At 68.8% G+C, this 25,364-nt stretch carries 26 protein-coding genes and 2 pseudogenes; 22 read left to right on the top strand and 6 right to left on the bottom strand.

Going from position 1 to position 25,364, the window contains the following annotated elements; all coding sequences use genetic code 11:
• Positions 1-38: 38 nt before the first annotated feature.
• Positions 39-473 (top strand): RNA polymerase-binding protein DksA, encoded by a 435-nt coding sequence (dksA, locus tag BB334_RS09540; RefSeq protein ID WP_068807668.1) that lies wholly within the window; start codon positions 39-41, stop codon positions 471-473.
• Between the two features lie 209 nt (positions 474-682).
• Positions 683-1,039, top strand: a complete 357-nt coding sequence (locus BB334_RS09535; RefSeq protein WP_068807665.1) for a BON domain-containing protein — start codon at positions 683-685, stop codon at positions 1,037-1,039.
• Positions 1,040-1,044: 5 nt separating this feature from the next.
• Here BB334_RS09535 and BB334_RS09530 read toward each other — a convergent pair whose 3' ends face one another.
• Positions 1,045-1,746 (bottom strand): VIT1/CCC1 transporter family protein, encoded by a 702-nt coding sequence (locus BB334_RS09530; RefSeq protein WP_068807662.1) that lies wholly within the window; start codon positions 1,744-1,746, stop codon positions 1,045-1,047.
• 187 nt (positions 1,747-1,933) lie between these two features.
• Here BB334_RS09530 and BB334_RS18795 point away from each other — a divergent pair, with 187 nt between their 5' ends.
• The 3 genes from BB334_RS18795 to BB334_RS18790 all read left to right on the top strand — a co-directional run bounded on the left by BB334_RS18795 (position 1,934) and on the right by BB334_RS18790 (position 3,613).
• Positions 1,934-2,068, top strand: coding sequence for a hypothetical protein (locus BB334_RS18795; protein ID WP_269799000.1), 135 nt, complete (start codon positions 1,934-1,936; stop codon positions 2,066-2,068).
• Positions 2,069-2,113: 45 nt separating this feature from the next.
• Positions 2,114-3,349 carry a DUF2254 domain-containing protein gene (locus BB334_RS09525; protein ID WP_088179168.1) on the top strand — a complete coding sequence of 412 codons (1,236 nt, stop codon included), beginning with the start codon at positions 2,114-2,116 and terminating at the stop codon, positions 3,347-3,349.
• 138 nt (positions 3,350-3,487) lie between these two features.
• On the top strand, positions 3,488-3,613 hold the full coding sequence (locus BB334_RS18790) for a hypothetical protein (RefSeq protein WP_269798999.1): 126 nt from the start codon (positions 3,488-3,490) through the stop codon (positions 3,611-3,613).
• A gap of 177 nt (positions 3,614-3,790) precedes the next feature.
• Here the strand turns inward: BB334_RS18790 and BB334_RS18180 are convergent, their stop codons facing one another.
• On the bottom strand, positions 3,791-3,985 hold the full coding sequence (locus tag BB334_RS18180) for a hypothetical protein (RefSeq protein WP_158014384.1): 195 nt from the start codon (positions 3,983-3,985) through the stop codon (positions 3,791-3,793).
• Positions 3,986-4,833: 848 nt separating this feature from the next.
• Between BB334_RS18180 and BB334_RS18950 the strand changes: the two are divergent.
• The 4 genes and pseudogenes from BB334_RS18950 to BB334_RS09505 all read left to right on the top strand — a co-directional run.
• Positions 4,834-4,914, top strand: a pseudogene (locus tag BB334_RS18950) (DUF3309 family protein); the annotation flags it as partial.
• A gap of 480 nt (positions 4,915-5,394) precedes the next feature.
• Positions 5,395-6,393, top strand: a complete 999-nt coding sequence (locus BB334_RS09515; protein WP_198531215.1) for a rhodanese-like domain-containing protein — start codon at positions 5,395-5,397, stop codon at positions 6,391-6,393.
• A 2-nt stretch (positions 6,394-6,395) separates the two neighbouring features.
• Complete coding sequence (locus BB334_RS09510) at positions 6,396-6,905, top strand: YeeE/YedE thiosulfate transporter family protein (protein ID WP_068807653.1); 510 nt, start codon at positions 6,396-6,398, stop codon at positions 6,903-6,905.
• 8 nt (positions 6,906-6,913) lie between these two features.
• Positions 6,914-7,549, top strand: a complete 636-nt coding sequence (locus BB334_RS09505) for a YeeE/YedE thiosulfate transporter family protein (RefSeq protein ID WP_083200360.1) — start codon at positions 6,914-6,916, stop codon at positions 7,547-7,549.
• Between the two features lie 197 nt (positions 7,550-7,746).
• On the opposite strand, the pseudogene BB334_RS18890 reads toward BB334_RS09505, so the two are convergent.
• Positions 7,747-7,902 (bottom strand): annotated as a pseudogene (locus tag BB334_RS18890) (hypothetical protein); the annotation flags it as partial.
• A gap of 347 nt (positions 7,903-8,249) precedes the next feature.
• Here BB334_RS18890 and BB334_RS18665 point away from each other — a divergent pair.
• From BB334_RS18665 to prfB, 3 genes are all read left to right on the top strand, one after another.
• Positions 8,250-8,402 carry a hypothetical protein gene (locus BB334_RS18665; RefSeq protein WP_232756701.1) on the top strand — a complete coding sequence of 51 codons (153 nt, stop codon included), beginning with the start codon at positions 8,250-8,252 and terminating at the stop codon, positions 8,400-8,402.
• A complete protein-coding gene (locus BB334_RS09500) occupies positions 8,399-8,983 on the top strand; it encodes a polyhydroxyalkanoate granule-associated phasin (RefSeq protein ID WP_083200359.1) in 585 nt (194 codons plus the stop codon). The genes BB334_RS18665 and BB334_RS09500 overlap by 4 nt, the downstream gene beginning before the upstream one ends.
• 116 nt (positions 8,984-9,099) lie before the next feature.
• Positions 9,100-10,204, top strand: a protein-coding gene (gene prfB / locus BB334_RS17975) for a peptide chain release factor 2 (RefSeq protein WP_108722496.1) whose coding sequence is annotated in 2 segments (ribosomal slippage) — positions 9,100-9,180 and positions 9,182-10,204 — 1,104 coding nt in all. Because the reading frame shifts where the segments join, the coding sequence is not laid out codon by codon here.
• Between the two features lie 49 nt (positions 10,205-10,253).
• On the opposite strand, the gene BB334_RS09490 is transcribed toward prfB, so the two are convergent.
• Positions 10,254-10,880 (bottom strand): hypothetical protein, encoded by a 627-nt coding sequence (locus BB334_RS09490; RefSeq protein WP_068807646.1) that lies wholly within the window; start codon positions 10,878-10,880, stop codon positions 10,254-10,256.
• Positions 10,881-11,081: 201 nt separating this feature from the next.
• On the opposite strand from BB334_RS09490, the gene BB334_RS09485 reads away from it, so the two are divergent.
• Positions 11,082-11,927, top strand: coding sequence for a phosphate/phosphite/phosphonate ABC transporter substrate-binding protein (locus tag BB334_RS09485; protein WP_083200358.1), 846 nt, complete (start codon positions 11,082-11,084; stop codon positions 11,925-11,927).
• Between the two features lie 18 nt (positions 11,928-11,945).
• Here BB334_RS09485 and BB334_RS09480 read toward each other — a convergent pair whose 3' ends face one another.
• Complete coding sequence (locus tag BB334_RS09480; protein WP_158014383.1) at positions 11,946-12,680, bottom strand: PEP-CTERM sorting domain-containing protein; 735 nt, start codon at positions 12,678-12,680, stop codon at positions 11,946-11,948.
• A gap of 181 nt (positions 12,681-12,861) precedes the next feature.
• Between BB334_RS09480 and lysS the strand changes: the two genes are divergently transcribed.
• The 7 genes from lysS (at position 12,862) to BB334_RS09445 (ending at position 22,764) form a co-directional block, all read left to right on the top strand.
• Entirely contained in the window at positions 12,862-14,364 is a 1,503-nt protein-coding gene (gene lysS, locus BB334_RS09475; protein ID WP_068807640.1) for a lysine--tRNA ligase, read from the top strand.
• Between the two features lie 132 nt (positions 14,365-14,496).
• The gene (locus tag BB334_RS09470) at positions 14,497-15,729 is read left to right on the top strand and encodes a ChaN family lipoprotein (protein WP_068807637.1); all 1,233 of its coding nucleotides are present in this window, start codon (positions 14,497-14,499) and stop codon (positions 15,727-15,729) included.
• Positions 15,726-17,765, top strand: a complete 2,040-nt coding sequence (locus BB334_RS09465; RefSeq protein ID WP_068807635.1) for a M1 family metallopeptidase — start codon at positions 15,726-15,728, stop codon at positions 17,763-17,765. The genes BB334_RS09470 and BB334_RS09465 overlap by 4 nt, the downstream gene beginning before the upstream one ends.
• A 120-nt stretch (positions 17,766-17,885) precedes the next feature.
• Complete coding sequence (locus BB334_RS09460; RefSeq protein ID WP_068807632.1) at positions 17,886-18,896, top strand: patatin-like phospholipase family protein; 1,011 nt, start codon at positions 17,886-17,888, stop codon at positions 18,894-18,896.
• A gap of 61 nt (positions 18,897-18,957) precedes the next feature.
• A complete protein-coding gene (locus tag BB334_RS09455) occupies positions 18,958-21,039 on the top strand; it encodes a hypothetical protein (RefSeq protein ID WP_068807629.1) in 2,082 nt (693 codons plus the stop codon).
• A 16-nt stretch (positions 21,040-21,055) separates the two neighbouring features.
• Positions 21,056-22,261, top strand: a complete 1,206-nt coding sequence (locus tag BB334_RS09450; protein WP_068807625.1) for a ComEC/Rec2 family competence protein — start codon at positions 21,056-21,058, stop codon at positions 22,259-22,261.
• Between the two features lie 62 nt (positions 22,262-22,323).
• Positions 22,324-22,764 (top strand): GatB/YqeY domain-containing protein, encoded by a 441-nt coding sequence (locus tag BB334_RS09445; RefSeq protein WP_068807622.1) that lies wholly within the window; start codon positions 22,324-22,326, stop codon positions 22,762-22,764.
• A gap of 3 nt (positions 22,765-22,767) precedes the next feature.
• Here BB334_RS09445 and BB334_RS09440 read toward each other — a convergent pair whose 3' ends face one another.
• Positions 22,768-23,790, bottom strand: coding sequence for a patatin-like phospholipase family protein (locus BB334_RS09440; protein ID WP_068807619.1), 1,023 nt, complete (start codon positions 23,788-23,790; stop codon positions 22,768-22,770).
• A gap of 210 nt (positions 23,791-24,000) precedes the next feature.
• On the opposite strand from BB334_RS09440, the gene BB334_RS09435 reads away from it, so the two are divergent.
• Together BB334_RS09435 and BB334_RS09430 are read left to right on the top strand one after the other, a co-directional pair.
• The gene (locus BB334_RS09435; protein WP_068807616.1) at positions 24,001-24,540 is read left to right on the top strand and encodes a CYTH domain-containing protein; all 540 of its coding nucleotides are present in this window, start codon (positions 24,001-24,003) and stop codon (positions 24,538-24,540) included.
• Between the two features lie 52 nt (positions 24,541-24,592).
• Positions 24,593-25,360, top strand: a complete 768-nt coding sequence (locus BB334_RS09430) for an SDR family oxidoreductase (RefSeq protein WP_068807613.1) — start codon at positions 24,593-24,595, stop codon at positions 25,358-25,360.
• Positions 25,361-25,364 lie beyond the last annotated feature (4 nt).

Here is a 25,364-nt window from a genome sequence, read left to right as displayed (position 1 = left end):
CCCTTTCGTGTGATGCCGCGACCAGGAGGAGACACACCATGAAAGCGAACGACAAGGCTCCCGACCCCCTGCCGACCGAAGAAGAGATCCGCAACGCGCCGCCTGCGGACTACATGTCTGCCCGGCAGCTGGCCTTTTTCCGCGATCGCCTGATTCGCGAGCGCGACGAACTGCTCGAGTCGGCCCACCGCACCACGCTGCACCTGCAGGAGTTCGAGAGCACCCCCGACCCCTCGGACCGTGCCTCGCTCGAAGAAGACCACACCCTCGAACTGCGTGTGCGTGACCGTGAGCGCAAGCTGCTGCACAAGATCGACCAGGCCATTGCGCGCATCGACAACGGCACCTACGGCTGGTGCGAGGACACGGGCGAACCGATCGGCGTCGCCCGCCTGCTGGCGCGCCCGACGGCCACCCTGAGCGTCGAGGCACAGGAAATCCTCGAGGCGCGGCGCAAGATGCGAGGCGGTTGACCCCCTCGCCGGCACGGCGCGCGGGCGCAAGCAGCTTCCCACACCGCATACGGAATTGTCCTACACGCTGTTCCGTATCGTCGGACAGCCGTTCGCGCCGTGGACGCATAAAGTTCAGTCATCGCCTCGCGCTCGAGCAGGCTCAGGCCCGGCGCAGGCGGTCCCAACACGGCTAAGCCCCAGGACAAAGTTCGTAAGGAGACACGACCATGAACAAGAAGCTGAACGCCGCGATCGCCGCCGGCATCCTCGCCCTCTCGGCCACCTCCGCCCTGCAGGCGGCCGACCGCCATGCCCAGGCCTCGACCGACCAGGCCCCGAGCGAATCCGCAGCCGAACGCTTCATCGACGACGCCGCGATCACCGCATCGATCAAGGCCCGCCATGCCCAGGACGACCTCGTGCGCGCCTTCGTCATCGAGGTCGAGACGGTTGGCGGCGAGGTCCAGCTCTCCGGCTTCACCGCCTCGCCCGAAGAGAAGGAGCGCGCCGAGAAGCTCGCCCTCGGCGTCGACGGCGTGCGCGCGGTGCGAAACGACATCGTCGTGCGCGCCGCGGCCGACTGATCGCGTCAGACGACCGCCCCGAAAAGCGCACCGGCCCCCGCGGTGAGCGCCATCGCGAGCGCGCCCCAGAAGCACACCCGCCACGCTCCTGCCAGCTTGCCCGCGCCGCCCACGTGGGCTGCCGCCGCGCCCAGGACGGCGAGGAAGGCGAGCGATGTTCCGGCGACCCAGGGGATCAGGCTCTCCATCCGCGTCACGATGCTCACGCCCAGCGGCAGCGCCGCACCCACTGCAAAGCTGCCGGCAGACGCCAGGGCGGCCTGCACCGGCCGTGCGCCGAGCGTATCGGTGATGCCGAGTTCGTCGCGCGCATGGGCGCCGAGCGCGTCGTGTGCCATCAGTTGTGCGGCAACCTGCCGCGCCAACTCGGGCTGCAGTCCGCGGCCGACATAAATCGAAGCCAGCTCCCGCCGTTCGGCCGCGGGATCGGTTTCCAGCTCGTCCCGCTCGCGCGCCAGGTCTGCCTTCTCGGTATCGGCCTGCGAATGCACCGACACATACTCGCCCGCGGCCATCGACATCGCGCCTGCCACCAGCCCGGCGACCCCCGCCACCAGCACACTCTCCTTGCTCGGCCCGGCCGCTGCGACCCCGACCAGCAGGCTGGCGGTGGAAACGATACCGTCATTGGCACCGAGCACGCTGGCCCGCAGCCAGCCGATGCGATCGGTGCGGTGTCGTTCACGATGGCGGGCTGGTGTTCTCATGTGGACGGTCTCGCAGATGTCGCGCCTGGATAGCGGCGGGCGCCCTTCCGAAGGATGACTCCTCTCGTATGGACTAGTATCGCCTACTGGCTGCCTGCATGCGTTCGGCAGCGCCCACAAGCGCCGCCGACGCCCTCGCGCCCGCCAGCGCGCGACGACCGGTGAGGCCTCGATCACCGAGTCTTTGATGCCCGACATCGCCGAGAACCGTATCCTCGCCGGCCTCCCCGTGAACGAGCGGGCGCGCCTGACCGAAGACCTGGAACAGGTCACCGTGCCACCGTTTACGATCCGTGCAAGAGGTGATCAGGACCCGCCATAATCCCGGCAGTTCAGGGTGTGCCTGAAAAACATTGGGAAGTCGCGCGTGTCACGTCTACGCTGGTTGTTTACCGAACTCGGCCGGCGCCTGTGGGTGCGGGCGAGCATTTTTGCCGTAGCCGGCATCTTCACTGCCATCGCCGCCATTGCGCTTGCGCCCCTGATCCCTGCCGGCTGGTCGGGCAAGATCGGTGCCGACTCGGTCGGCAACGTGCTTCAGATCCTGGCGTCGAGCATGCTCGCGGTGACGACCTTCTCGCTGGCGACCATGGTGTCGGCCTACGCCACCGCATCGAGCGCGACCACGCCGCGGGTCGCCGAGCTGCTGATCCAGGACAGCAGCGCGCAGAATGCGCTCGCCACGTTCGTCGGCAGCTTTCTCTTCAGCCTGGTGGGGATCATTGCGCTCAACGCCGGCGTGTATGGCGACAGTGGTCGCGTTGTGCTGTTCGTCGGCACGATTGCAGTGATCGTCGTGATCGTCATCACCCTGCTGCGCTGGATCGACCTCCTCGCACGCTTCGGGCGGGTTGGCGATGCGATCGACCGCGTCGAAGCCGCAGCCATCGATGCCATGCGCGCGCGCTGGAAGCAGCCCTGCATCGGCGCACGCATGCGCGCAGGACCGGTGCCCTCCGTCGCGGCGGTCACCAGCATGAAGATCGGCTACGTTCGGCACATCGACGTCGAGGCGCTCGAGCGGGTGGCGTCCGCGGCAGGGAGCGAGATTCACGTGGATGCCGTGCCGGGCACGTTCGTCGATACCGCGATCCCGATTGCCTGGCTCGACTTCGCTCCGGATGAGGATGGCCGTCAGGCCATACGCGAGGCCTTCGACGTCGGTGCCCGGCGCACGTTCGACCAGGACCCCCGCTTCGGGATCGTGGTCCTGTCCGAGATCGCGTCGAAGGCGCTCTCCCCCGCGATCAACGACCCCGGCACCGCGATCGCCACGCTCGCCGCGCTCGTGCGCGTGCTCGCCGTCCTGACCGATCGAGGTGACGAGCAAGGCGAGATCTTCTACCCGCACGTCTTCATTCCTGCACTGGCGGTCGACGACCTGTTCAATGATGCGTTCTCGCCGATCTCCGAATCCGGCGCCGCCACGCTCGCGGTCGGCATCCGCCTGCAGAAAACCCTCTGCTCCCTGTCCGCGCTCGACCATCCCGAATTTCGCGCTGCAGCCCGACACCAGTCCGCGCTTGCCCTCGAGCGCGCACGGCACGCCCTGCCGCTGGCCGAGGACGTGGCGAGGCTCGAGCGTTTGTCGGGCGCGATCTGAGCGCCTTCGCCGGGCGCTGGATCGGCACCGAAGGACGCGCCGCCGAAGCTATCATTTGCCCCCCTCCGGTTCCCCGCTCCCAATCGGCCTATAGTGAGGAATGGCCTGCATTAGCCAGGCCCATTCAGGAGCACGACCATGACCAAGCCGCAAAAAAGCAACAAGGAAGCCAAGAAGGAAGCCCTCTTGACCCCCAAGGAAAAGAAGGCCGCCAAGCAGGCGAAGAAGCATGCCAACGACGTCGTTCCGCTGATCACCCGCTGAACCCGGCTCGTGTCCACACGCGCACCCCCCTGGGCAAGGCTGGCAGGCTCGACGCGCTTACACCGCCCTGCTCGCCGGCTCTGGCCTCGCGCCGTAACTTCAGTTCGACCCGATGCTCGCGCCGGCACGATCCATCATCGCCAGGCGCTCGCGATCGCGCGCGCCGGCGGTCGCGAGCTAACGCTTCAGTTCGCCCAGCCAGGCTTGCTGTGACGCCGTCAATGGCGGGGATGCTGGCGATCCCGTGGCCAGCCGCTGGGAGATCGCCGCGCCGCATTCGAGTTCGGGCCGCGCGAGCGCCCGCAGGGTCGGGATCGGCGCGTCCGCGCCGAGGGGGGCGAGTTGGCCGGCAAGCTCGGCTTCCAGCCCCACGGGGGGGCGCCGGCATGGCGAGCCAGGGGGCAAGAAAATCCAGCTCTTCAGCGGCTACCCGACACTGGCGGGCAAGCGCGTGTGCCCATTCGCCAGCCGCAGCTTCCGGCGTGCGCTCCTCCCGGACCAGCGCGCCGGCGCCACCGGCAGCAGCCACGCGAACGCGCCGGCCGACTCGACGCCGGCGCTGAACTGCCCGAGCAGGCCGGTGGAGACGGCGACACTCAGCAGCGCGCTGGCACCAAGGTGGAGAACCAGCGGGCGCCGTGCCGTCAAAGCCCGGATCGAGTCGCGCCCGAGGGGCGAAAGGCGACCGCTCGCTCGAGCGCCTGCCGGCCCTTGTCGATAAGGCAGAAGCCGACATGATCGGCGCGACCTGCCCGTTCGCCAGCCGGGTCAGCAGCTGATTCGGACACGGACCGGCCGCCAGCACATGGGTGGCGGCAAGCGCCTTGCCGTGCTGCGCCATCAGCTCGCTGCTGAACAGCTCCGCGCGCAGCGGCGGCTCAGCGTCGGCCGGTACGGCCCTCAGGGTACGAAACAAAGAAAAAATCGCAGGGAGAGCCCCGCGTCCACCGTCGATGATGCGCTTCAGCCGTGGCCACGGGGCAGACATCGCTTACTTGAGACGCATATCGTTGCTGACCGACTGTTTCGAACTCGACGCTCTATCCACTGCATTGATCGGGGAAATCGAGCGGAGAAGCGCGGAAAGATGCGTGCCAAACCGTCTCATGGTCGATGTCTCCAAGGCTTGATGATGCAGAACTTCACGACTGCTGCTTCATTCCGGCAGTCCGCAGGTAGTCGGTGGAGAATACGCCTGGACTGAATGCTCTACCTTGAATGTGATTGGGAAACATGCCGTGATCGTGCTGATCCCGATAGGGGTTTTTCGCAGCTGGCCGCACGGCCGGGCCTGGGGTTACGGTCCAAACCGACTGCTCGACGCGACTCCCCAACGCAGTCCAACACCCACGCGTGACGCCGCGCGCGCGGCCATTCTGGAGGGCACACATGTTCTTTCAGCGATTGAAGACACCAGGACTGGGACACAACTCCTACCTCCTCGCGTGCGGAGACGGACTTGCCGTCGTGGTCGATCCGCGCCGCGATGTCGACGCGTATCTGCGTCTGGCGCGGGAAAACGATCTAACCATCGTCTACGTGCTGGAGACGCACCGGCAGGAAGATTTCGAGTTCGGTTCGAGGACGCTTGCGCAGACGTCCGGTGCCAGGATCGTCAGCGGCAGCCACGCATTGTTCGGGGAAACGGATGTAAAGCTCGAGGACGGCGAAGAACTCGAGGTGGGCACGACCCGTTCGTCGCGCTCGAGACGCCGGGCCACACGCCGGAGAGCATGTCCTACGCGGTATATGTCGAGGACGCCGGCGACAAGTGCTGGGGCGTGTTCACCGGCGATACGCTGTTCGTCGGCGACACCGGGCGCACCGACCTGCCCGATCCCGAGAAAACCGGTGAGAACGCCGGCATCCTGTACGACTCGGTCCACCGCAAGATCGCCCCCCTCGGCGACCACACGCTGCTCTTTCCGGCGCACGGCGCCGGCTCCGCGTGCGGTGGCAACATATCGGAGCGCGACGATTCCACCCTGGGGATCGAAAAAGGCACGAACCCGGTGTTCAGCAAGAGCCGCAGCGATTTCGTCGCGCACAAGCTGGCCGAGAAAATGGCGCGACCGCCTCATTTCCGGCATATGGAGAAGGTCAACCTGCTCCCCGGAAGACCGCTCGAGCGCCCGCTCGCCGTTCAGGTGCTACAGCCCGAGGCATTCCAGCTTCGGATGAAAGAGGGCGTGGTGATCGATACCCGCTCGCCTGAAGCCTTCGCCGGGGCACACATTCCCGGCGCCTACAACGTCTGGCTCGACGGCCTGCCGGCGGTGGGCAGCTGGGTCGCCAACGAGAACACCCGGATCTTCCTGGTCGCGGACGGACCCGAAGCGATGGAACTCGCGGTCATGTCACTCGCGCGCATCGGCATCGACACGGTGGAGGGCACCCTCGCGAAGGGCATCGAGAGCTGGCGCGACCAGGGCCTGCCGATCGAATCCATCTCGACGACGAGCGCCTCCGAAACGGCAGACTGGATGCAACAGGGTCGCGTCCACGTCCTCGACGTGCGGGACGAATATGAATGGGACGAGAAGCACATCCCGGGCGCGGTGCATCGCTTTGTCGGCCATCTGGAAGACGAGCTCCCGCAGCTGGCCAAGGACAGTGAAATCGTCGTGCATTGCAATGTGGGCCACCGCTCGGGCGTGGCTGCGAGCATCCTGAAGCGCAATGGCTTCACGCGCATCCACAACATGCTCGGCGGACTCACCGCTTGGGAAAAGCTGGGTCTCCCGCTCGAAAAGCCCGGCGAAGCGAAGAAGGCTGGCTGATCATGGAGTCCGGATCGGGCGCATGGTCGCCCTACCTGGTCGGCACCCTGATCGGCCTGCTCTCGATGGCAACATTCTATTTTTCCAACAAGCCGCTGAGCGTGTCGACCGCCTACGCCCGGCTGGCAGGTCTGGTCGGCAACCTGTTCTCCAGGAGCCATAGGGAGAGCCTGAAGTATTACCAGGAGACGAAGCCGAAGATCGAGTGGGGGGTGATGCTCGTGTTCGGCATGCTCCTCGGCGCCTGCATCGCTGCAGTCACCGGCGGCGAGTTCACCGCCGCCTGGGTGCCCCACCTGTGGGAACACCGCTTCGGCCCTGACCTTGCACTGCGCCTCGGAACGGCTTTCGTCGGCGGCGCGATAACGGCGTACGGTGCCCGGCTCGCGGGCGGCTGCACCAGCGGCCACGGCATCAGCGGTGCGCTCCAGCTGTCGGTGAGTTCGTGGATCGCGCTCGCGTGCTTCTTCGCCGGCGCCGTCGCGACCGCCCACCTGCTGTATCGCCCGTGAGAAGCGCGATGAGTACGCCCCTCACCCCCCCGCCCGAGAATGCCCCGCCGGTGCTGGTCATCCCGGCGCCGGCGCACGAGCAAAGCGAAACGGCCGACGCCGGCAAACCGGATTCGACGCGCCAGCTCGTGCTCGGCCTTCTGTTCGGCGTCGTGTTCGGCTTCCTGCTTCAGAAAGGCGGCGTCGCCAGATACGAAGTGCTGATGGGGCAGTTCCTGCTCACCGATTTCACCGTCATCAAGGTCATGCTCACGGCGATCATCGTTGGCATGATCGGCATCTTTTCGCTACGCGCGCTGGGCCTGGTCGAATTGCATGTGAAGCCTACGCGCTACGCCGCCAACATTGCAGGCGGGCTGCTGTTCGGTGTCGGGCTCGGCCTGCTCGGCTATTGCCCCGGGACCGGTGTCGCCGCGCTCGGTCAGGGCAGCTACGACGCGATCGCCGGCATCCTCGGCCTGCTGGCGGGCAGCTATCTGTATGCCGAAACATCCGGCTTCCTCGGCGCCACGATCCAGAAAATCGGCAACCGCGGCCGCATCATGCTGCCGGATTTGCTGGGGATGCGTTTCGCCGTCTTCCTGGCGGTGTTCGTCCCGGCGCTCGTCCTGGGGCTGTTCCTCATCGCGCAGCTGGCACCCTGAGCCCACCTCGCGAATTCACGTGGCGTTCCACCCAAGGCCGAAGGGCCGCCGTGGAGCGACGCTCCGCGTCTCGAGTCCGACGCAGGCCTGAAGTCCCGCGCCGTCTGGGGGAACACGCACTTACTTGCCGGCCTCATGTCCAATCACGCGGCCGACCGCAGCGCCACCGACGGTGTCGACCGCGCTGCTACCGGAGATCACCCGGGCCACCGCCAGTCGCGGAACTCGGGCATATCCTCGCCATGGCGCTCGATGATGTTGCCGGCGACGATGGCGTGGATGTCGCGGCCGCTCTCGAGGCAATGGTCGGCGGCGGCGAGCAGCGTGTTGGCGTCGGGCGGCAGATAGCCGCGGACAGCGCGGCCGGATCGGGTCCCGGCCCCTCGACGCGGTGGCGACGGCTTGAAGGAATCGAATCAAGGCTTGACTCTCAACGGGATGGGCCCACACTGGGGCGCCGTACTGCGGCGCAACATACAAGCCGGACGACGGGGAGGAAGCCCCCATTCGCTCGCCCGCACCAGGTCGACCCACCCAGTCATTCCCACAAGGAAGACCCCATGCAAGCTGTCAACACTGAACAAAAGCGCACTGCCGAGACCTACACCAATGCGGTGCGGGCACCGAGATCCTCAAGGCCCATTTCGCAACGCTCGGATCGGGTTCGACCGCCAGTGAAAACATCCAGGCCGGAATCGACATGCTCTCCCGAATGGCCCGCCAGACGACTGACATGATGAATGCCAACATCGAAGCGGCAGGCGAAGCTGGTGACAGGCTTGCCCGTCAGACCAAGGACATGATGCACACCAGCGTCAAGGCCGCAGCCGCCAAAATCAAGGAATATCGATGACCTCACCGACCCTGCAAAGTACGACACCCCAGGACTTGGCGCGCACGGACGCCACCGCCAGCAGGCAGCCCGATCCACCCACCGCTGTCATTCAGGACGATCCCGTGCAGCTGTGGACTGCGCTTTCGAACCAAGCCACCGAGATGATGTTCGCGTCCGCTCAGGTCATCGGCCACCGCACCGGGCGCATGGTCACGGCCGGCCCCGCACCGAGCGCCGACGATCTGGATGAATTCAGCCTGATGACGCAGGAAAAGTTCGAGGCCGCGGCCGAATCGTCCTCGTCGGTGGCCGCACACTGGCTGCACTTGAACCAGCAGGCGTGGACGCAGATGTGCGTTCAGTTGCAGACAGGCATGACCGCGATGCTGTCGGCGGCGACGAGCTGGAACCCCGTCGAATCGATGGCCCACCATGTGACGCTGTTCGCTGCCATGTCCCCCAGCGCCGATGCGCACACGCAGTTCTCCAACGCCGCTGCGGGCCTCACTCGCCGCGCGCTCGAGCCGCTGCACGCTCGCGCAACGGCCAATGCGGAACGACTCGGCCGGCCCGATGCCGCGGAAGACGCCGCATCCTGAAGCCGATTTCCAGGGCTGACATCGTCGCGCGCGACTGCAGGCGGTCGTCGAGAACCTTCCCCGCGCAGCATGGCCCTATAATGCGGGGTTTCCCAGATTCAGCCGGAGCCTTGCACATGGAAGCCGAACGCCAGAACGCCATCGCCGAAAAACTCGCCGACCTCGCCGCCCGGGGTCGCGAACTACGGAGGTATCTTTGACTACGATGTGAAAGCATCGAAGCTCGAAGAGGTCAATCGCGCGCTCGAGGACCCGACGGTCTGGGACAACGCCGAGCGCGCCCAGGAGCTCGGCAAGGAAAAGCGTCAGCTCGAGGACGTGGTGGTGACGCTGCGTCGGATCGACCAGCAGGGCAAGGACCTGAAGGATCTCTACGAACTCGCCGACGCGGAGGATGACGACGACACCTTCGAGGCGGTCGAGGTCGACCTCGCCGACATGCAGGCGACGATCGAGAAGCTCGAGTTCCGCCGCATGTTCAGCAACCCGATGGATCCGAACGCCTGCTTCATCGAGATCCAGGCCGGTGCCGGCGGCACCGAGGCACAGGACTGGGCGGGCATGCTCGAGCGCATGTACATGCGCTACTGCGAGGACAAGGGCTTCACCGTCGAGCTGATGGAGGAGACCGAGGGCGAAGTCGCGGGCATCAAGAACTGTACGATCAAGGTCAGCGGCGACTACGCCTACGGCTACCTGCGCACCGAAACCGGTATCCATCGCCTGGTTCGCAAGTCGCCCTTCGACTCCAACGCCCGTCGTCATACCAGCTTCACCTCGGTGTTCGTGTACCCGGAGGTCGACGACTCAATCGAGATCGACATCAACCCGTCCGACCTGCGCGTCGACACCTACCGCGCCTCGGGCGCCGGTGGCCAGCACATCAACAAGACCGACTCCGCGGTGCGCATCACGCACGAGCCGACCGGCATCGTCGTGCAGTGCCAGAACGACCGTTCGCAGCACAAGAACCGAGCGGAGGCGATGTCGATGCTGAAAGCGCGTCTTTACGAGCACGAGATGCGCAAGCGCCAGTCCGAGCAGCAGAAGCTGGAAGACTCGAAGAGCGAGATCGGCTGGGGCCACCAGATCCGCAGCTACGTGCTCGACCAGTCGCGCATCAAGGATCTGCGCACCGGCCACGAGGTGGGCAACACCCAGGCGGTGCTCGACGGCGATCTCGACGACTTCATCGCCGCCAGCCTGAAGCAGGGCGTGTAAGGCGCGCGCCGCGCGCGCTGCGCGGCACGCGCGTCGGGCGGGCGGGTGGCTATGTTCGGCTGGGGCGCGCGACCGGGCGAACGTGGAAGACCCGCGCATCGTCCCAGTGCTCGAGCAGGATGCTTTCGACCCGCTGCTGCCACAGACGGCCGAACCGGCGGCGCGTGTCGGTGTCCGCTTCGCCGCGAATGCAGCGCCCGATCAGCTCCGGCATCTCCGCGTCCGGCGGCACCAGCGAAAGGTCGGCGCCCGCCTCCACCGCCGCGCCGGTGTCGAGCCGGGTGAGCCGGAAGGTGAGCGGCACCGCGGCGTCGAAGTGCTGCAGGCCGCGGCGCACGAACTGCCCGCCGATCCCCTTGAAACCGCCTTCCTGTGCCGCGCCGGTGAGCAGGCTCAGCACGCTGGCGACGACGCCGGTGACGCCATGCTCCAAGGGCTCGCCAAAATCCACTCGCAGCGCCCCGCGCTCGGGCAGGCCGTCGGGGTAGAGCATCGCCATCGCGTGGCACCCGAGGGCGTAGGCCGAGGCGACCGTGGGACAGGAATGTCCGGCGAGCTTCACCGCGTCCTCGTAGCCGTAGTCGAGGATACCGTCCTCGGCAGCGCCGAGGAAATCGGCGAGCGGATCGCGCACCCGCAGGTGGGGCACGCGCTGGAAGAATTCGGGAAACGACATCGGCGCCTCACTCGCATCGTGGGTCGGGACAGGACGGCATTGTCCGCACCCGCCGCCGGCCTCACCTTGATCCAGCTCATCCGGGCGCAGATGCGGGTCGTGACGCATTCCACGTCGCCCGCACGAACGAGCTTGCCGCCGCCGGCGCCCGCCCCAATCCTTCAGCATCCCCGCAAACTCGACGGAAAAGAAGGAGTCCCGATGCCCCGCCTGCGCCCCCGCCCCCTGCTCACCCTGCTCACCCTGCTTGCCGCCCTGCTCGCGGTCGGCGCGCTGCCGGCCTCGGCGCAAGCGGCCGCCAGCCTCAGCCTGGCGGTCAGCGAAGGCACCTCCGGCGGCATCGACGCCGCGACCGCGCGGAAGAAATATGCGCCCATGGCCGAACGCCTGTCGGCCGCCCTCGGCACGCCGGTGGAGATCGTCTTCGTGCGCGAGTTCGCCGCGCTCGAGCAGGGCATGAAGGACAATCGCTTCGACTTCGTCGTCGCCCGGCCCTCCGACTACCCGGCACGCGGGCTGCGCGACTACCGCTACCAGTACGTCGCGAACGCGGAACCGCAAGGCCACTGCATGCTCGCGGTGACCGCCGACTCGCCGATCCGTGCCGTCGCCGAGCTGCGCGGCAAGACCTTCGTGATGCCCGAGGAGGCGGCGTACATGACCCGCTTCTGCCGTGCCGAACTGCGCGAGCAGGGCATCGACCTCGCGAAGGAGAACGTCTTTTACGTGCGCGAGCAGGGCGCGATCCCGTTCGGCCTCGAGAACGGCATCGCCGATGTCGGCGGCATGGCCTCGTACTCGGGCGCGATCGTCCAGTGGGAGAAGAAGGCGCAGCGCGTGCTGCACAAGTCGGCCGGCCAGCCCTACATGCCGGTGGTCGCGTCCCCCGACCTGTCGGCCGAGCAGATCACGAAGGCGCGAGCGGTGCTGCTCGGCCTCGCCGACGACGCCGCCGGCCAGGCCTTCCTGAAGCAGCTCAAGATTACCGGCTTCAGCGCCGGCGGCGAGGAGCGGCTGCGCAAGCTGCTCGCCTGGCTCGGGGTGTAAACCGCCCGGGCTGCGCCTTCAGTCGCCCGTACGCCGGCGGCGCGTGGCGAACATCGCGCCGAGGCCGGCCACACCGAGCAGCATCAGGCTGGCGGGCTCGGGCACCGGCGTCGACTCGGCCACGCCGCGCACCGCGAAGGCGAAGTCGGGCGGTGACTCGATCCAGTCCTGGTCGTCCCCGGCACGCAGGTAGGACGAGCCGTCGCCGCCCGCGCCGCCCGACAGCCAGTACCAGTTGGCGTAGTCAGGCGCCTCCACCGTGATATCGGCCGGCTGTACCGTAGCCGACAACTCGTCTTCGTTCGAGATCGAAAGGAGGTAGCGTGTATTCGCGGCTGCCTCGAAGGCGTCGGCGAGATCGACCGAGTAGCGGAAGATCGGGTAGGTCCAGGAATCCAGCAGGGTGGTGGGCGTGACATCGACCGTCAGGCCGCAACCAACGACGCCGTAACCGCAGGCGAACACCGGGGAGGCACCACCCTCGGTGGTATCGAAGATCCGGATCAGGAACGCCTCAGTGGCCGCCTCGACCCCCCACCAGTCGAAGCCGCCGACCCACTGCGTGTTGGACAGCGTGAAGTCGTCGGCGCTCTGCAGGCTACTGCTCACGACCGACTCGTAGGATTCGCCACCGTCGATCGGGGCCTGCTCGTACAGCACCGTCGCCGATGCGACCGCGGGCAGCAGCGACGCAGCGAGCGCACAAGCCACCGCTCGCACGATGCGCCGCGAGTTCTCCGTCAATGAAATCACAGGTACTCCTGTCGGTCGGCATGAATTTGGCGACAGTCTAGTCCCCGTTCCGGGCACCCGGCCAGCCCGAATGTCCTCCCGCCCTGCCCCCGCCTGATGTTGTTGCCGTGCAGCAACGCGGATTTGCCCCGAACGTGCGCGCCTGCGACAATTACGCACTTGACCCGGCGAACCTCACATCATGTCCGAACAGACCTCCCCGAACGCGCCCCTGGATGAAAATCGCCTCATGGCCGAGCGCCGCGAGAAGCTCGCCGAATGGCGGGCGAGCGGCCGCGCCTTTCCCAACGATTTCTCGCGCGAGAACACCGCCGGCAAGCTCGACGAGCTCTACGGCGACAAGGAGGCGGACGAGCTGGAGGCGACGCCGGTCGAGGTCAAGATCGCCGGCCGGCTCATGCTCAAGCGGGTGATGGGAAAGGCGAGCTTCGTCACCATCCAGGACCTCTCGGGCCGCATCCAGCTCTACGTGCAGCGTGACGCGGTGGGCGAGGACGTCTATGCCGACTTCAAGACCTGGGACATCGGCGACTTCGTCGGCTGCGTCGGCACCGTGTTCAAGACCCGCACCGGCGAGCTGTCGGTCAAGGCGAGCGAGGTCCGCCTGCTCACCAAGAGTCTGCGCCCGCTGCCGGACAAGTTCCACGGCCTCACCGACGTCGAGCAGAAGTACCGCCAGCGCTATGTCGACCTGATCATGAACGAGCAGTCGCGCTTCACCTTCGTCGCGCGCAGCCGCATGGTGCAGTCGATCCGCAACTACATGACCGGCCACGGCTTCCTTGAGGTCGAGACGCCGATGATGCACCCGATCCCGGGCGGCGCCGCGGCCAAGCCCTTCACCACCCACCACAACGCGCTCGACATGGAACTGTTCCTGCGCATCGCGCCCGAGCTCTACCTCAAGCGCCTGGTGGTGGGCGGCTTCGAGAAGGTGTTCGAGGTCAATCGCAACTTCCGCAACGAAGGTCTCTCGCCGCGCCACAACCCCGAATTCACGATGATGGAGTTCTATGAGGCGTACGCGAACTACAGGACGCTGATGGACTTCACCGAAGGCCTGATCCGACACGCCGCGCGCGAGGCGCTCGGCACCGAAACCTTCGTCTACCAGGGCCGCGAGCTCGACCTGTCGACGCCCTTCCACCGGCTGACCATCGTCCAGGCGATCCGCAAGTACCATCCCGGCTTCACCGAGGAACAGCTCGCCGACCCCGACTGGCTCAAGGCGCGGATCAGCGCCTTCGGCGAGAAGGTGAAGCCGGGCGGCCTCGGCAGCCTGCAGCTGCAGCTGTTCGAAGCCTGCGCCGAGGCCGAGCTGTGGGAGCCGACCTTCATCATCGACTACCCGGTCGAGGTCTCGCCGCTGGCGCGCGCCTCCGACACCGACCCCGAGATCACCGAGCGCTTCGAGCTCTTCATCGTCGGCCGCGAGATCGCCAACGGCTTCTCCGAGCTCAACGACCCCGAGGACCAGGCCGCGCGCTTCCGCGCCCAGGTCGAGGCCAAGGAGGCCGGCGACGAGGAGGCGATGTACTACGACGCCGACTACATCCGCGCGCTCGAGTACGGCCTGCCCCCCACCGGCGGCTGCGGCATCGGCATCGACCGCCTCGTCATGCTGCTCACCGATGCCCCGGCGATCCGCGACGTGATCCTCTTCCCGCAGATGCGCCCGGAATAAGCGTCGCTCCCGCCCGCACCGACCCGCACGGCCGCAAGGCCCTGCGGGTCGCGTCATTCAGGAGGCTGCGTTCAGGAACTCGCGCGCGCGGCGAGGCTCTACCCGGCTCTGCCCGCCGGAAATCGACCGACCATGCCTCTTCGCGCCCGCCGCCTGCTTGTCGCCACCCTCGCCTGCGCCGGCCTCGGCCTGAGCGCCTTCGCCGGCTCCGAATCGCAGCCGGCCGGCGGGTCGTCGCTCGCAGCCTGCATCGCACCAGCGACCTGGGCCGCCCCCGCCCGCGTCGACAATCGACCCGCACCACGACCGCTCGCCACCGATGCGCTGCTCGCCGACATAGCGCAGCGCCAGGTGGTGCTGCTCGGCGAACAGCACGACAGCGCCGACGACCACCGCTGGCAGCTCCAGGTGCTGGCCGCGCTGCACGCCCGCCGGCCCGACATGGTGATCGGCTTCGAGATGTTCCCGCGCCGCGTGCAGCCGGTGCTCGACCGCTGGGTGGCAGGCGAGCTCGGCAGCGCGGAGTTCCTGCGTGAAGTCGGCTGGGACGGCCTGTGGAGCTTCCCCGCCGAGCTCTACATGCCCCTGTTCGAGTTCGCTCGCCTCAACCGCGTCCCGATGATCGCGCTCAACGTGGACATGAGCCTGATCCGCAGCGTCGCCAGCGGCGGCTGGGACGCGACCCCGAGCGCCGCGCGCGAAGGCGTCGGCCGCGCGAGTGCGCCGCCAGCCGACTACGTCGATCTGCTCTTCGCCAGCCATCGCGAGCATGCGCGGATGCGCGGCAAGGGCGAGCCGGCGCGCGAGGACGCCGCCTTCCGCCACTTCGTCGAATCGCAGTCGACCTGGGACCGCGCGATGGCCGAGGCGCTCGCGGCCCACGTGCGCGCGGCGGCCGGCGAACGGACGCCGCTCGCGGTCGGGATCATGGGCAGCGGCCATGTGCGCTTCGGCCACGGCGTGGCCCACCAGCTGCACACGCTCGGCGTCAGCGAGATCGGCACTCTGCTGCCACTGCCCGCCTCCACCGACTGCGCCATGCTCGAGGACGGGCTGGCGGACGCGGTGTTCGCGCTGCCGGCGCGCGCCGACGCCGCGCCGCCGCCCCCGCGCCTCGGCGTAATGCTCGAGACGCAGGAGCGCGGGGTCAGGATCGCCGACGTCACCGCCGACAGCCTCGCCGCGCGCAGCGGGCTGGAGACGGGCGACCTGATCGTCGATATCGGCGGCCGACCGGCGAAGAGCGCGAGTCAGCTCGTTGCCGCGATCCGCCGTCAGCCGCCCGGCACCTGGCTGCCGCTCACCCTCGAGCGCGCGGGCGTGACGCGCGAGATCGTGATCCGCTTTCCGCCGGACCAGCCATGAGCGCCGCAGTCCTGCTGCGAACCACCGTCCTCCTTGTCGCCGTCCTCGGCTGCAGCAGACCGGCCCTGGCTCAGACCTTGCCGCTCGAAATCGAGCTCAGCCTCGACCCCCACACCCGGCAGATGGAGGCGCGCGCGGCGGTGCGCCCGCCCGCGGGCGAATTCGTCTTCGTCCTGCACGAATCGCTCACGGTCGCCGCCGCGACGATCGACGGCAAGCCGGCGTCGCTGGGCGCGAGCGCCCCGCAGCAGGGTCTGCGCGCGTGGCGCACGATGGTGCCGGCGGGTGCCACCCTGCAGCTCGAGTACGGCGGTCAGCTGCCCGCGCTCGCCGCCCGCCTCGATCATCGCCAGGTGCTGCGTCGCCTGCCGCCGATGGCCTCGCGCGCAGGCAGTTATCTGCCCGCGGGCAGTGGCTGGTATCCCGCCCCGGCCGCCCGCTTCGCCTACCGCGTTGCGCTCTCGCTGCCCGCCGACCAGCGTGCGCTGGTGCCCGGCAGCCTGCTCGACGAGCGCCTGCCCGTGGATGAGGGCGGGCGCTACCGCGCACGTTTCGAGTTCGCCGACCCGGCCGACGGGATCGACCTGATGGCCGGCCCCTGGGCCGTGCGCGAGCGCATGGTGCACCGCAACGGGCAAGCCCCGCTGCGCCTGCGGACGTATTTCCCGGCCGAGCTGGACGCCGAGCCGGGCCTCGCCGACGCCTACCTCGACGACAGCCGGCGCTACATCGAACGCTATGCGGCCCGCATCGGTGCATACCCCTTCGACGCGTTCTCGGTGGTCGCCAGCCCGCTGCCGACCGGCTTCGGCATGCCGACGCTGACCTACATCGGCGCCGACGTGCTGCGCCTGCCCTTCATCCGTGCGACCTCGCTCGGCCACGAGATCCTGCACAACTGGTGGGGCAATGGCGTCCAGGTCGATTACGCGAGCGGCAACTGGTCCGAGGGCCTGACCACCTTCATGGCCGACTACGCCTTCAAGGAGGACGCTTCGGCGGAGGCCGCGCGCGAAATGCGGCTCGGCTGGCTGCGCGACTTCGCCGCCGTACCCGAGGGTCGCGAACACACCCTGACGCAGTTCCGCGCCCGCACCCACGGCGCCGCGGCGGCGATCGGCTACGGCAAGGCGGCAATGCTGTTCGTCATGCTGCGCGACCTGATCGGCGAACAGGCCTTCGAGCGCGGGATCCGCATCTTCTGGATGGAGCAGCGCTTCCGCGTCGCCGGCTGGACCGAGCTGCGGCGCGCCTTCGAGCTCGCCTCGGGGCGCTCGCTGGCGGTGTTCTTCGCCCAGTGGCTCGAGCGCGCCGGCGCGCCCGACCCGGCGATCGTCGACGCCCGCGCCAGCACCGAGAGCGGACGCACCCGACTCACGCTCGCGCTCGCCCAGCCCGCCCCGCCTTATGCGCTGCGTCTCCCGATCGAGCTGCTGACGGACAGCGGCAGCGAGATGCACTGGGTTGCGCTCGAGGGCAAGGCCGCCTCGCTCACGCTCGCGCTGGACGAAGTCCCGCGCGGCGTGCGCCTCGACCCCGAACTGCGCGTGTGGCGCATGCTCGAGCCGGGCCAGCTGCCGCCGATCCTGCGCCAGTGGATCCTGGCGCGTACGCCGCGACTGACGATCGCGAGTGGCGACGCGGCGGTGGTCCAGGCCGTCGAGGCCCTGGCCGCCCGCCTGTTCGAGAATCCCGTTCGCCGCGCCGCCGCCGACGCCCTGACCGAGCCCCACGGCCCGGTGCTGCTCGCCGGCCTGCACGACGATATCGATGCCACCCTCGCCGCCAGCGGCCTTCCCCCGCGCCCGGCGGCGATTGGCCGCCGCGGCAGCGCCCAGGCATGGACCATCGCGCTCGAGGGCAAGCCGCCGGTCGCTGTCGTCTCGGCGCGCGATGCGGAGGCGCTGCGGTCGCTGCAACGCCCGCTGCCGCACTACGGCGCACAGAGCTGGCTGGTGTTCGAGGACGGACGCGCGCTCGAGCGCGGCACCTGGCCGGCACCCGGTCGCGTGATCCCGGTACTCGCGGCCGAGTAATCCGTCACGCCGTCCCGTCCGACTCTCCTTTCGGATTCCAGGTCCGTCTTCTAGATTGAAAAGGCAGTCGCAGCGCCCGGACAGACGGGCGCGCGGATCATCCGACCAGGGGGAGGCACGATGACAGTCAGCGTGGGCGGTATCGACAAGCGCATCGGCCTCGCGCTGTCCGGCGGCGGCTTCCGTGCCGCGGCCTTCCATCTCGGCGCCTTTCGCAAGCTGCACGAGCTCGGCCTGTTGTGGAGACTCGACCTCCTGACTTGCGTCAGCGGCGGCAGCATCGCCGGCGCCTTTCTCGCTGCGCACTGGGGTGAGGACGATGCGCTCGACCGCCTCGAACACTACCTGCGGACCACCTCGATCGCCGCCGCCTCGGTGATCGGCGGCGTGCTCGACCCCTTCGCCAGCCGCCTGGACAAGCTCGCCGCCAGCTACGAGCGCGACCTCTATGGCAAGCGCACCCTCGGCTCGCTGTCGGGCGCGCCGAGGCTCTACCTCAACGCGACCAATCTCGCCAGCGGCAACCTGTTCTTCTTCGTCACCGGCGGTGGCGGCCCGGCCGAGATGGGCGAATGGGAACTGGGCGTCGCGCCCGCCCACGGCTTCCGGCTCAGCCGCGCGGTGGCCGCCTCCTCCGCCTTCCCGCCGGTGTTCCCGCCGCTGCGCATCGACCATGATGAATATCCCACCGGCGGGGTCGATTACGTCTGCCTCACCGACGGCGGCGTCTATGACAACCTCGGGGTCAATCCGCTGCTGCGCAAGCGTAACGCGCTCGACTACGTGATCGTCAGCGACGCGGGCAAGCCCTTCGCGATCGAGGAAAGCCCGACCGAGTCCGGCGCCGTGGTGCTAACCGAATCGATCGGCATCATGATGGAGCAGGTGCGCGGCCTGCAGTTCAAGCGACTCGAGCTCGGCGCGGGCAAGGAAGGCGGCGCCAAGCCGGTGTGGTTCTCGATCGACAGCGAGCTCGGCGAGGCACGGCCGGGCGACGCCGCCTTCGCCTCCGCGATCCGCACCCACCTGAAGAAACTCTCGCAGCCCGAGCTCGACGTGCTGGTGCGCCACGCCGGCGCACTGCTGGGCGACCGGCTCCAGCGCTACGTTCCCGAATTGCTGCCCGACTGATTTCCTGCGCGGCGCTGGCATCCCCGCAGCCCGCCCGCCAGCGAGGAGCCGAAGCTCAGCCATGATGACCAAGATAGACGCCGCCGCCCTCGCCGACCTGCTCGCCGTAGTACGCGCCGAGATGCCCGACACTCAGCGGATCGCCGCCCTCGAGGCGGCGCTCTGTCTTCCGCTGGACGAAGCCGGGTGGCGGGCATGCGCGGACCTCGCCTGGCAGCTGCTCGCCGGACTGGCACCCCATTCGCCGTCGCGGCACCGGCTCCTCGCGCTTGCGGCGCGGATTCCGCTTCGCTCGCTGCGCGAACGCCTGCGCACGTTTGCCGCCGTCGCTCCAGCCACGGAGCGCGCGGTGATCGAGGCCGCGCTCGCCGAGGCGGCTCGCACCGGCCCGGCGGCGATCGACGACCTGCCCCAGGCGGCCGCCCGCAGCGCGCCGCGGGGTCAGGTCGAACGTGCTGCCGCGGCACCGGCGGAAGCCCGCCGGGTCAACGCCTGCCTCCTCCACCAGGGCGAGCGCCGCAACACCTTCGTCGCCGGCGCACACTGCGTGCTGCGCTGCTGGATCGGCCTCCCAGTGCCCGACCTGGCGGCCCACGCCGACCTCGCGGTGCCGACGGTCGATATCCCCGACGAAGGACTCGAGCTGACCGCGGTGATGACGTCCGGCGGCAGCGCGATGCGGCGCAAGCTGGTCTTGCCGGCCGACCGCAGCCTGCCGAGCAACGCCTGCGACTTTCCGCTCGAGGTGCCCGCGCACGAGCGCCACCTCGCGGTGGAGCTGGTTTTCCTCTTCCGTGGCCGGGTGTTCGAGGCGGTCTCGATCGACGCCGCGGTGCTCGCCGCGGGCGAGCCCGAGCTGCCGGGCCAGGCCCTGCTGCGCGTGCGCGTGCTCGCCAGCCGGCGTCAGGCGCTCGAGATCGCCGACAGCGCGCCGGTCGACAGCCTGCTGGTGTGCGGGGCGGCGGGACTGCAACGGATCGGCGAACTGGAAGTGCGGCGCTACGACCTCAGCCAGGCCAATCGGGCGATCGACTGGCTCAACGAGAAGGCCTTCCTGACCCAGGCCACGCTGGTGCGCCGCGAGGAGGCGAACGGCGAGTCCGGCGCCGGACTCGACCCCGAAGACCCGGCGGTGCTGGCCCTGCTGCGCACGATGGCACGGCACGGCGCGACCCTTCATGGCGTGCTCGCGGTGCAGGGTTTCACCGACCCGGGCGAACGCATCCAGGTGCTGAACCTCGACCCGCAGACCTACGCCCCCTTCGAGTTCGTCTACGACCGCGGCTACCCGGCCGACGACGCCCGCCTGTGCCCCGAGGGCCTGGCGGCACTCGCCACCGAAGCCGCCCACTGCCCGCGCTGCCGCGGCCCGGTACCTGACGACCAACGCGCCGCGATGCCGCTGGTGTGCCCCTTCGGCTTCTGGTCGATCGCGAAGATCATCGAACGCCTGGACCCGGACGAACTCGCCGACCCGTCGCTGCCGAACGCACGGCGGCGCAGCCTGCCCGCGCTCGACGCGGTGGTGTTCGCCAGCAGCGAGCTCGTCCCGGAGGACGAGCGCGAACTCACCTGGCGCGCGCTGCAGCGCAGTTTCGCGCGCGCCACCCTCGCCCGCGACTGGAGCGAATGGCGCCAGGCGGTGCGCGCCCATCCGCCGCTGCTGCTCGCGCTGCCGCACCACGGCGAGGCGGACGCGCTCGACTATCTGCAGATCGGCGAGGACACCCTGCCGCCTCGGCTGGGCAGGCTCAGCCGCGGCCAGATCGGTGCCGAGTACCTCAATCCGGGCGGGCTGGAGCCGGGGCCGATCGTCCTCCTGCTCGGTTGCCGCACCGCGACCGAGAGCGGTGCCGGCTATGTCCAGCTCACCCGCTACCTGCAGCAGCACAAGACCGCGATCGTGCTCGGCACCCTGGCCGAGGTGCTCGGCCGCCATGCCGCGCCCCTCGCGCGCGAACTGGTCGCCGAGCTGGTCGCGGTGAACGATCCTCGGGCCGACTTCGGCACCATCCTGCGCCGCGTGCGACGCCGTATGCTGGCGCGCGGCCACCTCATCGCGCTCTGCCTGGTCGCCCTCGGCGACGCCCAATGGCGGCTGACGCCGCGCCCGGCGGAAGCCTCCGCCCGGCCTGCCGCGTGATCCCGGAGGAGGCCCCATGTTCCGTATCGAGATGCTGCCTGCCGCCCACGGCGACTGCCTCTGGATCGAGTACGGCAGCGGCCGGGATGTTTGGCGCATCCTGATCGATGGCGGCCCCGCCCACACCTACCCGACGCTGCGCGAGCGCATCCTGCACCTGCCGGCGGGCGAGCGCCGCTTCGAGCTGTTGGTGATCACCCACATCGACGGCGACCACATCGAAGGGGTGATCCGCCTGCTGCAGGACGCCGAGGCGCTCGGCTGCCGCTTCGAGCGCATCTGGTTCAACGGCCGCGACCAGCTCGACCGAGTACCCGATCCGGCAGGTCGGCCGCTCGGTGCGGTGCAGGGCGAGATCCTCGGTGTGCTGATCGCCGACTACGAGGCGCGCACCGGTTGCGAGGCATGGAATGCCGGCCTGCCCGACCGGCTCGCCGCGATCGACCGCGGCCAGCCCGGCCTGCCGGTAGCGGAGCTGCCGGGTGGCTGCCGGCTGACCCTGTTCTCGCCCGACTTCGAGCGTCTGCTCGCGCTGAAGGACCGTTGGCGCGCCGAACTCGCCAAGGCCGGCGTCGCGTCGGGCGACGCCGACAGCCTGCGACTGAAGCTCGAGGCGGCGCGCAACCTGCGCCCGCTCGGCGACGTGCTCGGCGAGTTCGATGCGGAAGAAGAAGGCTGTGAGTTTCCCGATCCGCAAGACCGCGACCTCGCCCTGCCCCCGCGCGACACCCTCGGCGGCGAGGAGGAGGCCGAGGCCGGGCCTGAAGCGCCCTTCGGCAGCGACGCCAGCGTCGCCAACGGCAGCAGCATCGCGCTGCTGCTGGAGTATCCGCTCGACAAGCCGAAGATCCGTTTCCTGCTCGCCGGCGACGCCTGGCCGGCGGTGCTCGAGGCCTCGCTCGCGCGCCTGCTCGACGGCGACGCCAGGCTCGCGCTCACCGGCTTCAAGCTGCCGCATCACGGCAGCGTCGCCAATCTCAGCGAATCCCTGCTTGCCCGCCTGCGCTGCAAGCACTATCTGCTGTCGACCAGCGGCGCGGTGTTCCGCCACCCGCATGCGGCGGCGGTCGAGTTGCTGCTGCAGGCACACCAGGGTCAGGGCGCGCCGCGCCTGCACTTCAACTACCTCACCACCACCACCGCGCCCTGGAGCGAGGCGGCCGACCAGAAGCGGCGCGGCTACCAGGCCTACCATCCGAAGGGTCTGTCGCTCGAGCTGTGAGCGCGCGGACGGTCGCGCGCGTGCGCTAAACTGCGTGCCGATCCCCCACTCGGAGCATCCCGATGAGTCTTCTCGCGCAACTGAAAAAAGACAACCTGCTCGCGCGCAAGGCCGGCGACGGCGTGCGCGCCACCCTGCTCGGCACCCTGGTGGCCGAGGCGGCGATGGTGGGCAAGAACGCGGGCAACCGCGACAGCACCGACGAGGAGGTGCAGCAGACCATTCGCAAGTTCCTGAAGAACAACCAGGAAGCGCTCGCGGTGATCAAGGACCCGGCCCGCCAGGCCGCCCTCGCCGAGGAATCGACGATCCTCGAGTCCTATCTGCCGGCGATGGCGAGCGAGTCGGAAGTCCGCGCGCTGATCGCGGAGACCGTCGCCGGCCTCGACGATCGAGGCCCGAAGTCGATGGGTGTGGTGATGGCGGCGCTGAAGGCGCGCTGGGGCAACAATTTCGATGCCCGCCAGGCCAACGCCTGGGTGCGCGAAGCGCTCGCCGGCTGAGGCTCAGTAGAAGGCGTCGCGTACGTTCAGCGAGGAACGCTTGCCCAGCTTAGTGTAGTGGCGCGACAGCCAGGCGGCGGCATGGTCGCGGCCCTGGTCGCGCAACATGTGCAGGAAGGCCAGGCTGGTGGTGAGGCGGGTCTCGGCGGCGAGCTGGCTGAGCAACTCGTCGGCCTCGACGAGGTGGAAGTGCACCCGCTTCAACCGCCGCTCGAGGCGACCGAGCGGCAGCACCGAGCGGGAGGCGTACTCGCGCGCATGCGCGATCGAACGCATCTCGCGCAGGAAGTTGGTCGAAAAGGCGAGATCGAGCGAGCGCGCGCGGATCTCCTCGGCGGTGCGCGGGGTCGCGCCGTGAAGCATCGGGCTGAGCAGGACGAGCATGATGTTGCTCGCCGCGCAGTCGTACAAGAGAGGGAATACCGCGGGATTGGCGGAATAGGCACCGTCCCAGTAGGGCTCGCCATCGATCTCGATCGTGTGGTGGATCGAGGGCAGGCAGCCGGAGGCGAGCAGCGCCTGCACGCTCATCTCGCGCGTGGTGAACAGGCGCAGCCGGCCGGTGTTGGCGTTGGTGGCAGCAATGAACAGCTTCAGCGCGCTCTTCTCGCGCAGGCGCTCGAAATCGATCTGGGCGCTGATGATGTCGCGCAACGGGTTGATGTCGAAGGGATTGAGCTGCTGCGGCGAGAACTGTCGCGCCCAGTAGAGCATCATGCGGATGCCGGGCGCCAGTCCGCCGTTCTCGGCATCACCGCCCATGCTCAGATCGAAGGGCACGGCGTTGCCGACCGCGTCCCAGAATTTCGCCAGCGCCTCGCGTGCGCCCTCGCGGCCGCCCCGCACCATGCCGTCGGCGAATACCACCGCGTTCATCGCACCCGCGCTGGTGCCGCTGATGCCATCGAATTCGACGCGGCCGTCTTCGAGCAGCGCGTCGAGGACGCCCCAGGTGAAGGCGCCATGTGCGCCACCGCCTTGCAGCGCCAGGCTCACGCGGCGGTCGGCTGGGGGACGGAAGATCATGGTCGTGCTCCGGACAAGAAAGTATGGCCCATATGGTGCACTGCCGCATTCGACAACGGAAGCACCGATGTGCCGTGCTTACAACGCTTACATCATGCAACGCAGGCTGACCGACACGATTCTTCCGCAGCGCATCACACTGGAGTAGCTCGCGCCGGGCCCCGGAAAACTTTGTTAGAATCCGATTTTCGCAAATGCAAGGAAGGCACGATGGCCAGGGAAATCGAACGCAAGTTCCTCGTCCCGGACACGGGTTTCCTGGTCGGCAGGGTCGGCGAGCCGATCGTGCAGGGCTACGTCGCAAAGGAATCGGGCGCGATGTCCACCCGGGTGCGTGTCCGTGGCGACAAGGCCTTCCTTACCCTCAAGGGCTCACGCAGCGGGATCGCGCGCGACGAATTCGAATACCCGATGCCGATTGCCGACGCGCTCCAGATCCTCGCCAGCCACTGCGGCAACCGTCTGATCCAGAAGACCCGCTTCCTCGTGCCGTATCACGGCCAGACCTTCGAGGTCGACGTGTTCGAGGGCAAGCACGCCGGGCTGGTGATCGCCGAGATCGAGCTCGCGCACGAGCGTCAGCCGATCCTGCTGCCGCCCTGGGTGGGCACCGAGGTCTCGCTCGACCCGCGCTACGGCAACTTCTCGCTCGCCCAGTTCGAGGGTCCGGTGCGCCCCTTCGACGGCGGCTTGCACACCGCGGCACTGGCGACGATCACGCCCTCCGTTCGCCTGTTCGCCGCGCACTGAGCGCCATCGCCCCCCGGCGCCCGAGTCCCTCCCCCACTTCCGCTCCCCGAAAATGACCCACGCGATCCTCACCGGTCACAGCCGCGGCCTCGGTGCCGCCGTAACCGCCGAACTGCTCGCCCGCGGCGTCGCGGTGCTCGGCCTCTCCCGCAGCGAAAATCCCGCGTTGGCCCGGGCCCACCCCGGCCAGCTCGAGGAAGTCTCGATCGACCTCGCCGACGGCGCGGCGCTCGCGCACTGGCTCGACGGCGGCACGCTCGCCCGCTTCGTCGCCGACGCCGACCGCGTGCTGCTGATCAACAACGCGGGTCTGCTGCAACCGGTCGGTCCGCTCGGCAGCCAGGACGGGGCGGCGATCGCGCGCGCGCTGGCGGTCAATGTGCTGGCCCCGCTGAGCCTCGCCAATGCGCTCGTCGCCGCGCGGCCCGCCGGGCGCGATTGCCGCATCCTCCACGTCTCGAGCGGCGCGGCGCGCAAGGCCTACGCGGGCTGGAGCGTCTATGGCGCGACCAAGGCCGCGCTCGACCAGCACGCGCGCGCGGTCGCCGCCGACGCCCTCCCCGGCCTGCGCATCTGCAGCCTGGCGCCCGGCGTGCTCGACACCGGGATGCAGGCCGAGGTGCGTGCCAGCAGCCCGGACCGCTTCCCCGCGCGCGAACGATTCGCCGCCCTCGCGCGTGACGGGCAGCTGGTGCCGCCACAGGACGCCGCGCGCCGCCTCGTCGCCCATCTGCTGAGCGAGGACTTCGGTCGCGAAGTGGTGGCCGACCTGCGCGAACTGCCACCCGAGGCAGTGGACGATGCCCGCGCGCCTCGCTAGAATC

The organism is Thauera phenolivorans (assembly GCF_001696715.1).
In the GTDB taxonomy this organism is placed as follows: Bacteria; Pseudomonadota; Gammaproteobacteria; order Burkholderiales; family Rhodocyclaceae; genus Thauera; species Thauera phenolivorans.
The sequence above is the reverse complement of the archived record's forward strand: the minus strand, read 5'-3'. Positions and strand labels throughout refer to the sequence as shown.

What these genes read in the sequence shown, in the direction of transcription:
- dksA (WP_068807668.1), top strand. Translation starts at nt 39, where the DNA reads ATGAAAGCGAACGACAAGGCTCCCGACCCCCTGCCGACCGAAGAAGAG.
- lysS (WP_068807640.1), top strand. Translation starts at nt 12,862, where the DNA reads ATGTCCGAACAGACCTCCCCGAACGCGCCCCTGGATGAAAATCGCCTC.
- BB334_RS09465 (WP_068807635.1), top strand. Translation starts at nt 15,726, where the DNA reads ATGAGCGCCGCAGTCCTGCTGCGAACCACCGTCCTCCTTGTCGCCGTC.
- BB334_RS18795 (WP_269799000.1), top strand. Translation starts at nt 1,934, where the DNA reads ATGCCCGACATCGCCGAGAACCGTATCCTCGCCGGCCTCCCCGTGAAC.
- BB334_RS09470 (WP_068807637.1), top strand. Translation starts at nt 14,497, where the DNA reads ATGCCTCTTCGCGCCCGCCGCCTGCTTGTCGCCACCCTCGCCTGCGCC.
- BB334_RS09485 (WP_083200358.1), top strand. Translation starts at nt 11,082, where the DNA reads ATGCCCCGCCTGCGCCCCCGCCCCCTGCTCACCCTGCTCACCCTGCTT.
- BB334_RS09435 (WP_068807616.1), top strand. Translation starts at nt 24,001, where the DNA reads ATGGCCAGGGAAATCGAACGCAAGTTCCTCGTCCCGGACACGGGTTTC.
- BB334_RS09530 (WP_068807662.1), bottom strand. Translation starts at nt 1,746, where the DNA reads ATGAGAACACCAGCCCGCCATCGTGAACGACACCGCACCGATCGCATC.
- BB334_RS09460 (WP_068807632.1), top strand. Translation starts at nt 17,886, where the DNA reads ATGACAGTCAGCGTGGGCGGTATCGACAAGCGCATCGGCCTCGCGCTG.
- BB334_RS09510 (WP_068807653.1), top strand. Translation starts at nt 6,396, where the DNA reads ATGGAGTCCGGATCGGGCGCATGGTCGCCCTACCTGGTCGGCACCCTG.
- BB334_RS09500 (WP_083200359.1), top strand. Translation starts at nt 8,399, where the DNA reads ATGACCTCACCGACCCTGCAAAGTACGACACCCCAGGACTTGGCGCGC.
- BB334_RS09490 (WP_068807646.1), bottom strand. Translation starts at nt 10,880, where the DNA reads ATGTCGTTTCCCGAATTCTTCCAGCGCGTGCCCCACCTGCGGGTGCGC.
- BB334_RS18790 (WP_269798999.1), top strand. Translation starts at nt 3,488, where the DNA reads ATGACCAAGCCGCAAAAAAGCAACAAGGAAGCCAAGAAGGAAGCCCTC.
- BB334_RS09430 (WP_068807613.1), top strand. Translation starts at nt 24,593, where the DNA reads ATGACCCACGCGATCCTCACCGGTCACAGCCGCGGCCTCGGTGCCGCC.
- BB334_RS18665 (WP_232756701.1), top strand. Translation starts at nt 8,250, where the DNA reads ATGCTCTCCCGAATGGCCCGCCAGACGACTGACATGATGAATGCCAAC.
- BB334_RS09445 (WP_068807622.1), top strand. Translation starts at nt 22,324, where the DNA reads ATGAGTCTTCTCGCGCAACTGAAAAAAGACAACCTGCTCGCGCGCAAG.
- BB334_RS09535 (WP_068807665.1), top strand. Translation starts at nt 683, where the DNA reads ATGAACAAGAAGCTGAACGCCGCGATCGCCGCCGGCATCCTCGCCCTC.
- BB334_RS09455 (WP_068807629.1), top strand. Translation starts at nt 18,958, where the DNA reads ATGATGACCAAGATAGACGCCGCCGCCCTCGCCGACCTGCTCGCCGTA.
- BB334_RS09450 (WP_068807625.1), top strand. Translation starts at nt 21,056, where the DNA reads ATGTTCCGTATCGAGATGCTGCCTGCCGCCCACGGCGACTGCCTCTGG.
- BB334_RS09440 (WP_068807619.1), bottom strand. Translation starts at nt 23,790, where the DNA reads ATGATCTTCCGTCCCCCAGCCGACCGCCGCGTGAGCCTGGCGCTGCAA.
- BB334_RS09505 (WP_083200360.1), top strand. Translation starts at nt 6,914, where the DNA reads ATGAGTACGCCCCTCACCCCCCCGCCCGAGAATGCCCCGCCGGTGCTG.